3 protein-coding genes are annotated in these 8982 nt (G+C 44.7%); 1 reads left to right on the top strand and 2 read right to left on the bottom strand.

The genetic code is table 11. From position 1 onward, the window contains the following. Together LBQ60_01125 and LBQ60_01120 are read right to left on the bottom strand one after the other, a co-directional pair. The coding region (locus tag LBQ60_01125; protein MDR2036504.1) for an exo-alpha-sialidase at positions 1 to 788 on the bottom strand (788 nt) is incomplete at its 3' end. Then, positions 785 to 3046, bottom strand: coding sequence for a sodium/solute symporter (locus LBQ60_01120; GenBank protein ID MDR2036503.1), 2262 nt, complete (start codon positions 3044 to 3046; stop codon positions 785 to 787). The genes LBQ60_01125 and LBQ60_01120, both read right to left, overlap by 4 nt. A 496-nt stretch (positions 3047 to 3542) precedes the next feature. Between LBQ60_01120 and LBQ60_01115 the strand changes: the two genes are divergently transcribed. Beyond that, positions 3543 to 8972 (top strand): YDG domain-containing protein, encoded by a 5430-nt coding sequence (locus LBQ60_01115; GenBank protein MDR2036502.1) that lies wholly within the window; start codon positions 3543 to 3545, stop codon positions 8970 to 8972. Positions 8973 to 8982: the final 10 nt, after the last annotated feature.

Here is an 8982-nt window from a genome sequence, read left to right as displayed (position 1 = left end):
GTTCCAGCAATGAAAATATCTCCGGAATTTTGATCGACAAGAATACAGGCATCACTGATACCATTGAATTTTTCATCCAATCCACCCCATTCTCCGCGATCCAAGACAATCTGCATGGGTTGCCAAGTATTGCCTCCATCGAAGCTTCTGTTCAATCCAATGTCTATATTGCCCTGTAAATCACGCCCTGAATCACGCCGGACATCATAAATGGCCAATAATGTTCCTTTTCGGGAAGTAGCCAACCCGGGGATACGGGAAGTATGGACATTGTCTTCCATATGTTGACGTACAGCCACGCCAACGCGAAGTCCCGGATTTTTCCCTTCGGGAATGATGATTCGGTCTGCATTGGTTTTGACAGAAACACAAGTGGCATTTACCATTCCGGTTAGGTCAACGGATGGTTTCAGTTTCATAGAGACCCACATGACTATGGTATCAGTATCTATCGGAAGCTGGTCTTTAAAAGTTACTTCAGAAGAAGGTAGAACTGTTTGTCCGAATTGTTGTTTGGTTGCAAACGACCCTTTCTTTCCACCAACAAAAAGCGATATGGATTCTATCTGATCTTCTTGTGTCGTCCCGGATAAGGAAAGTTTGATTTCTTCGATTGTATAATTATCGGGTGCTGTTTTAATGAATTGCATTTTTAAAACAGGATTGTATTCTTTCATTGTCAAAACGGGGTATACCGGTTGTTCGGATTCAAAACGAACAGATACTGTTTTGGAACAGGAACTTAAAGAAATAACAATTAATAAAACAGATATTTTTATAGGTGTCATTTAGATGGATGATTTAAGGATTGACCATTCAATTTATTATTGATAATAAAACTGCACAACCAGCCGACAACAAAACTAGTTATCAAACCGATAAAACCGAATAGCAGAAACGATATTTGTGTATGGCTTCTGATCAAAAGCAGTAACAGGATGCTGGCAAATAAGCCGATCATAGCGGAGGTTCCGTTGATCCTTTTCGTACATATTCCCATCAGGAATAATCCACCCAATCCGCTGGTTAACAAGCCGAGAAAAACATTGAACTGGTCCCATAACGATTTAATATCCCAGGTTGCCAGTCCAAGGGCAAAAGTCGTACCTATAAGGCCGACCAATATACCTGAAATACGTGCGATACGCATCCGGGTTTTTTCTTCAAGATGTACACGTATTTGTTGAAAAAAATCTTCTGTGATCGCAGTAGATACGGAATTAATATTAGAAGAGAGTGTTGACATGGCAGCTGAGAATACGGCGGCAATCAATAATCCAGCCAGACCCACAGGTAATTCAGAAACCATGAAATGAGGAAAAATAGCATCCTGGTTCTGCATGGTCATATTCAGGTTTTGCGGGTGGCTTCTATAGAAAGTATATAATCCCGTTCCTATCAGAAAGAAAATGATGGACACCGGAATGCTGAGTATCCCGTTCAGCCAGATACTCCGGGAAGCAGCTTTTTTGTCTTTGGTCGTCATGTAGCGCTGAATAACGGATTGGTCACTGGTATAAGTAATCAGTTGATTGGCCAATCCGCCTAGTATAGTGACCCAAAATACGGGCTGTGTCCAGTTAAAGGAAAAATCAAAGGTGTGGAATTTTCCTGATTCCGAGGCCATTGTGATAAAACCTCCTAATCCGTCTTCTGTTCCGGAAATCATGTATAATAACGCTATCAGTGCGCCAAAAACCAGCACAAACCCTTGGATCACATCACCCCAGATAACCGCCTCAACGCCTCCCATAGTACAATATGCAATAGTAATAAGTCCCATGACCAGAATACAGAAATAGACATTCAGTCCGGTCACGGCATTTAATGCGATGGAAGGAAGAAACAGTACAATAGCAATGCGTGTGATCATGAAGAAACAGAACAATCCTGATGCAAAGAACCGGACCGGCCTGTTAAAGCGGTTTTCCAGATATTGATAAGCCGAAGCCACATTCAGTTTCCTGAAGAACGGGAGGTAAAATCTGATAACAATAGGCACAACAAGGATAATAGCTATATTGAAGATCAGCATCCGCCAATCCGTGGCATAGGCTTTAGCCGGGATCGACAGGAAAGTAATGGCACTCAATGCCGTTGCAAAAATACTGATGCCTGCCGCCCACCAGGGTATACGTTGTCCACCCTGGAAAAAATCATCTGTTCCTGTGGTTCTTTTCATAAAATAAAACCCCAGCAATAACATTCCGATCAAATACAGGAACAAGACAAGATAATTGATCATTCCGAAATTTGCCTGGGTAAACATACTCACCCGATCCGCTTCATTGGTACGTACTCCCGGTTTAATTTCACCATTGACCACTATAAACCCATCACTGGTTTTCACAACTGCCGCACCTGCTACTCCCTGCCAGGGTGCTTCGGCAGCTTTGATCCAGGTATTGGTGATGGTGTGGTATGTGATGATATCCCGGTTAAACCTGAAATAAGCCGGAGGTTGCATCCAATACTCCAGTCGATCAGATGTGAGTTGTTCCAGCAATTGTTTGTTTTGAGCATTATCGGCCTGATTGATTTGCCGCACAATATCCTGATCGTAGAAGAATATTTCTTTATTGACCCCACCCACAAACAGGATGTGTCCTGTGCCGGCAGGAATAGCGGATGTTCCTACCATTGTACGGGATTTACCTTCAATCATTATTTCTGACAGCTTCGTCCACGAGTTTTGTGATGGAATGTATTTATAGCCATCCGTCATGATCTGTGGTTTCATATTGTTCTCCGGGTCAGTATTAAATCCCCCGAATAGAAACAAGCAGGTTTCCTCTCCTCCGTTTTGGGCTGCTGCAACAGGTTGTAATCTGGGAGAGCCTGGAAAATTAGGAATGAATTTCCATTCTTTTTTTCCGGTATCGGACATGTCCAGGTATATACATTTTGTTCCCGGCTTACTATTGATCGATCCGCCTGCCAGATAGATCCGGTTACCCATCAGAGCCCCGGCCATATCAGCATTGGTGTATGGTAAAGGTGGCAAATCTTCGAAAACAACCATCTTTGACTGGGCATCCCATTTCATCAACTGATATCATGGAAAAATCTCACAACAATGAGAATTCCAGGAAAATAGACATTCCATTATTTTGAATTCTCAAACTAGTAAATATGGCTAATTCTGTTGCCAGACATACTTACAAAATATTATTTTACAAAAAAAATTACCTATTTTTGAAAGTAATTCATCTTTCGCTGATTTGAAGATCTGATGAAATATTTGTATTGTCGAATCTTTTTCCGTTAAATAGCTGACCTTCATGGTAAGGCATTGCTACGATCATTAGAGCAGACAATATCAACTAATAAGATATTTGATTCTTTTGATAAGATAACTGCATACTGGAAGCAAAAAAGTTCAATAATAACATTGAAAAATTAACACTTTCGAAATTGAATAATAAAAACCTAAACATCGGTTTTATTATTTGAAAGTTTAATTTTATCAATTGAAATGTAATATTTTATCTATATATTTTCTTGAATAAGATAATCAGTAACCGGATATAAAATATAAATCAATGAAACTGAAATTACCTCTATTTTTCGTAATATTACTGAACATAACAACAATAACGTATGGCCAGAATACTGCAAATGTATGGATAGGGAATCCTGGTGCCATGTGGGATATTTCCACTGCCAATTCCTGGAAAAATGTTCAGAATAATAATGTGATCCTGTTTAGAAACGGCGATATTGTGACATTCGACAGTGATAACAGCTCTGGGCGTAATATTACGGTTGGCCCGCTCGGTACAAGATCTGCAGGCATGTTTATACGGGGAAATGACGATTATAGATTTAACGGTGGAATTATTTATACCAACAATGCCAGTGGTACAACATTTACATCGGCAAGCCCTTCCGCAAACGGTAAGCTGAATATAGGAGCATACGGAACCGCTTCCGACTATGTTCTGATAGTTCCATTCAACGGGATGTTGGATTTAACAGGTTCTGTGAAGAGTTCTTTTTTAAACGGCATTGATTTTTACAGTGGCGGTTTAAAAATCAATAATTTAAATCAACTTGGAACCAATTTCGGGAAATTGAATTTTTTGAGTAAAAATGCTTTGATCCCGACGCTTTACATCGGGAACACCATCACCCTGAACGGTGCCGGGAGCATTATCCACCGGCTTAATGTCTCCGACAACTCAAAAGGAGCCATCAGCCTTGACAATAATGTATCATTAACATTCAGCGGAGGTTCCACACCGGGTACGGGAGCTGCCGTCAACATCGGTACGGGAGCCGCTTTGACGCTCACTTCGGGAACCGGTTCGTATTACAGCTTTTCCGGAAATACCGCAACTTCAACAGGAGGTGCAATGAATATCAGCGGCACTCTTACAGCACCGGGCAATTTGCAATATACCGGCAACAACTCGGTTTTGTCGGGTGGGGCACTTTATAATACCGGTACAACAGACCTGGGAACCGTTATATTTGTTTCAAATTCATCCGGGAACAGGGGTGGGGCGATCTATAACACGGGTACAATCAACATAGCGGCTGCATTATTTTCTGCAAACACCTCAAAGATGGAAGGCGGCGCCCTATATTCCGGTCAGTCGGTAACCATTAATCCCGGTAACTTTCTCGGGAACCTGGCTGCGGGCGATGGCGGGGCTGTATATATAACAGGAGGACAGACTCCGGCAATACTGACCCTTAATGCCAACGGGAGTACTGTTGCTTTCTCGGGTAACAAAAGCGGTGTAAGCTACAGAGGAAATATATTCGACCCTTCTACCGGTATTTCTAACTCAATATTCCTGAACAGAAATACTACGTTGGCGCTTAGCACCACCAACGCCAACATATATTTTGATGATCCCATCAGTAGCGGGAGCTCCGGAGGAAACGCACTTCAACTGACCGGTAACGGTTTTGTACAATTTGCGGGAAACAACCTGCTTAATCCCAATGGTACAAACAGCGGTAAAGTCACACTCAACAGCGGAACATTTCGCGTAGTCGACGGAGCAAACTTTATTACCGGAGGTACGGATAAATTCACGGTGAGTAGCCCTGCTGTAACAATCGCCGGCATGGGGACAATTACCTCGCAACAGGGATTTGATATTACCGGAACACTCAGCCCGGACAGCGACAGATTTCCATATACCAGCAGCTACGGAATATCGGTTGATCCGGCAAAAACAACAGGTATATTGTCATTTACAGGAAATGTAAACCTGAATGGAGTACTTTTGAAGCTGGATCTCGGTACAAATAATACTTCCGATAAAATCAATATTACGGGAACTGTTACTTCTAATACTTCCAATGTTAATAAAATTGATCTTGGTACATGGAATACGGGAATCTTTACCGTGATGACAGCTACGGGTGGGATTACCGCAGACGGATTTGCCGCGGACAATACAATTACACTCAACGGACAGCCGCTTTCCAGTCGTATGAATGTCACACAGGCTTTTAACGGGACTTCCCTTATACTTAATGCCATCAACCAGGGTAACCTCGACCAGATATGGAATAACGCAGCCGCAACAGGCATATGGAACAATACCGACCTGAACTGGAGCAATGCCCCCAATGATTTCGCTGCCAATGATTATGCCCTGTTCGACGGAACAGCGCCGGGTACGGTAAACGTTCAGGCCGGCGGAGTACAAACCTCCGGGATGGAGGTGAGCAGCGGAACATACTCCTTTACCGGCGGCGGCATTTCCGGTATCGTTCCGGTTGCTGCCGGGCAAACCACCACAGGACGGCTGGATATTACCGGAGGCAGCGCAACATTCGCCAACAGCGTAAACTTTGTAAACGGCATTACTGTGGCGGGCAGCGGCACGATGACACTTGCTGACGGCGGACTGCTAGCCGGTCAGATGAATGTGGCCAGCAACGGCAACTTCGTTTTCAACCAAAACAGCGATTACACATTGACCGGCGATATCACCGGAACCGGCACTGTATTGAAAACCGGAACCGGCATGTTGACCCTCTCCGGAGCCAAAACCGGAACCGGCACATTTACCCAGCAGGCAGGGACGGTCATGCTGGCCGGTTCGTGGGCAGGCTCCTACAACCAGTCAGCCGGAACCATTTTAACAGCCGCTGACGCAGCAACCATCGGCGGTGCTACAAGTTTTTCGGGAACCGTCAATTTGCCGGGAACCCTTAACACCGGTCCGTTGACCCTTAACGGGGCCACACTCAGTACAGTCCTCACGGGAACGGCAAACTCCGGTAAAATCATCTCGACCGGCAATGTAAATTACGGAAGCAACAGCACGGTAAACCTCGGAAACTGGATCGACGGCGGGACATACACGGTCATTTCAACAGCCGGGGGAATCGACCCCGCAAAATTCAACGTCACACTCAACGGGACTCCGGTCGTGGGCCGGCAAAAAGCAGATCTTTCCACAAGTACAGCAACACAACTGATCCTGGAAACGAAAAAACTCAGCCTGGACCTGCTATGGACCGGAACCACCGGAGGCGCCTGGGATATAACAACAACAAACAACTGGAAAGATGTGGCGACAAATCCGGAGATATACATCGATAATGACTATGTTTCGTTTGACAATACGGGACTAAATCAGGCTATTACCATAGCTAACACAGATGTTACAGTTTCAGGAATGAATATTTCCGGTGGGAACTACAGTTTTTCCGGCGGAAACATTACCGGGATCAACGCCCCCGACAAAGGCCAGACCCGTACCGGCAGCCTTGATATAACAGCAGGCAGTGCAGGCTTTGCCAACACCCTCGATTTTGTAAACGGGTTAAACATCGCTGCCGGGGCAACGATGACACTCTCCGGTAACGGCTCGGTTACAACAACAACCGCTATCGACAACAGCGGCACCCTTATTTTTAACCGGAGTGCGGACTATACACAAAACAACGTGATCAGCGGAGCAGGCATTGTTTCGAAAACCGGCACCGGCACCCTGACCCTGGCGGGAGCCAACACCGCAACGGGAGCGTTCCGGCAGACACAGGGAAACGTAATACTGAACAGCGACTGGAAAGGAAACTATACACAGGATGCAGGAACCGTATTAACCACTGCCGGTGGAACAACAATCGGCACAACAGGTAACGTTAGTTCCATGTTCGGCGGAATAGTCGACGCCAAAGGTGTTCTTACCGTGAATGCCCACATGGTAACTTTCGACGGGGCAACACTCGAAACAGACCTCGGTAACGACGGCATCACTTCCGATAAAATTATGGTCAACGGGAATATAGCATTCGGTGTACAAAAAATAAAAGTGAACCTTACCTCCTGGAAACCCGGGAAATATGTTATTATGGAAACCATCGGCGGAAGCATCGCCAACATTGCCGGCAAGTTCGACCCGGTTACCATTAACGGGGTTCCTTCCGGCCAACCAGCCATCCTTTCGCTGGAAGAAAACAATACAAAACTGATATTGACCACCAGTTTGCGTATCGATGACCCTTCCGTTACAATCGATCATATTGTCGACCGTACATATGCAGCCGCGGCAATTGAACCGCAGCCTGTGATCAGGAACGGGGCAACAGTCCTGGAACCAGGCATTGATTATACACTAAGATATAGTAACAACAGGAATGTAACCAATGCAGCCGTTGTAACCGTTACCGGCGTAAACAACTACAGCGGAACAAGAACGGCAGCTTTTAACATAATCCCGAAAGAATTAACCGTAGCGGGAGCTTCGGCAAACAATAAGCCTTACGACGGAAATACCGCTGCAACCATTTCGGGAGCCACTTTGCAGGGAGCTATACCCGGCGATGATGTGGCTCTGGACGAACTGACAGGTACTTTTACACAGTCAACCGCCGGGACGGATATCGCTGTAACTGCAAGCTTGTCCCTGAAAGGTGCGGACAAAGATAATTATACCCTGGTGCAGCCAACCGGGTTGACGGCAAATATTACAAAAGCCCCCCAGACCATTAGTTTCACACTGCCCGCAATCTTAAATATCGAAGACAACAGCGGCCAATTTACATTGTCGGCCACAGCCAGTTCAGGTAAGGTTGTAAAATATAGAAGCAGTGATAATAATATTGCAGAGATCAGTAGTGACGAAACAACTTTGTTATTGAAAAGCTATGGCATGGTAACTATTACCGCTTATGTGGATGATGATCCGAATTATGAACAAACAGAGGAAGCCCGGCAACTGCAGGTAACCAGCAACTCTACACGCGTACTGGGCATCGATGTTTCGAACAGCGTGTACGATCAACCCAATGAACTTTACCTCGTTAACTGCGGGGTTGATATGATAACCGTAAGCATTACAACCGAAAACAATGCCACAGTGATCCATGAAGGTACGGAAGGTTCTGTTTTCACCATAGATGTAACCCGGGCCGGCATATACCGGATAACATTCACTGTAAAATCGGAGGGCGGCACAAATACCCGGGATTATACCTTTGTAATAGAAAAACGGTTCGACTTTGACAGGATCGTCGTACAGAAATGGGGTAATGTATTGCTCGTAAACAACAATAAAGACAATAACGGCGGGTACGAATTTGTAGCTTACCAATGGTATAAGGATGATCAATTGATTGGTAACGGTCAGTATTATTCTGCCGGAGAAAAGATTACCGACTTATTGGACGATCAGGCAATGTACCATGTAATCGTTACCACTAAAGACGGCACGGTATTACGTACCTGTCCGTCTGCGATAGTTTTGGAAAGAGAAGGAATCAAGGCTTATCCGAATCCGGTAAGAAGAGGACAGTATATAACGGTTGAGATAAATGAGTTCGACGAATTACCTGAAAAAACTATCATCGGAATTTATAATAGTGTGGGCGCATTAATAGGAAATCAAAATATTACCGGTCCTCTTACAGAAGTACTCATGCCGAACGAGAGCGGTACATATTTTATCCGCCTGAAATCCGATATGACGGGAAAAACGTTGAAAATAGTTGTAGAATAAGATTTGTATT

The sequence above is a fragment of the Bacteroidales bacterium genome, from assembly GCA_031275285.1.
Lineage (GTDB): Bacteria > Bacteroidota > Bacteroidia > Bacteroidales > UBA4181 > JAIRLS01.
This window is presented reverse-complemented; position numbering and strand designations above follow the sequence as displayed.

What these genes read in the sequence shown, in the direction of transcription:
- LBQ60_01115 (MDR2036502.1), top strand. Translation starts at nt 3,543, where the DNA reads ATGAAACTGAAATTACCTCTATTTTTCGTAATATTACTGAACATAACA.
- LBQ60_01120 (MDR2036503.1), bottom strand. Translation starts at nt 3,046, where the DNA reads ATGAAATGGGATGCCCAGTCAAAGATGGTTGTTTTCGAAGATTTGCCA.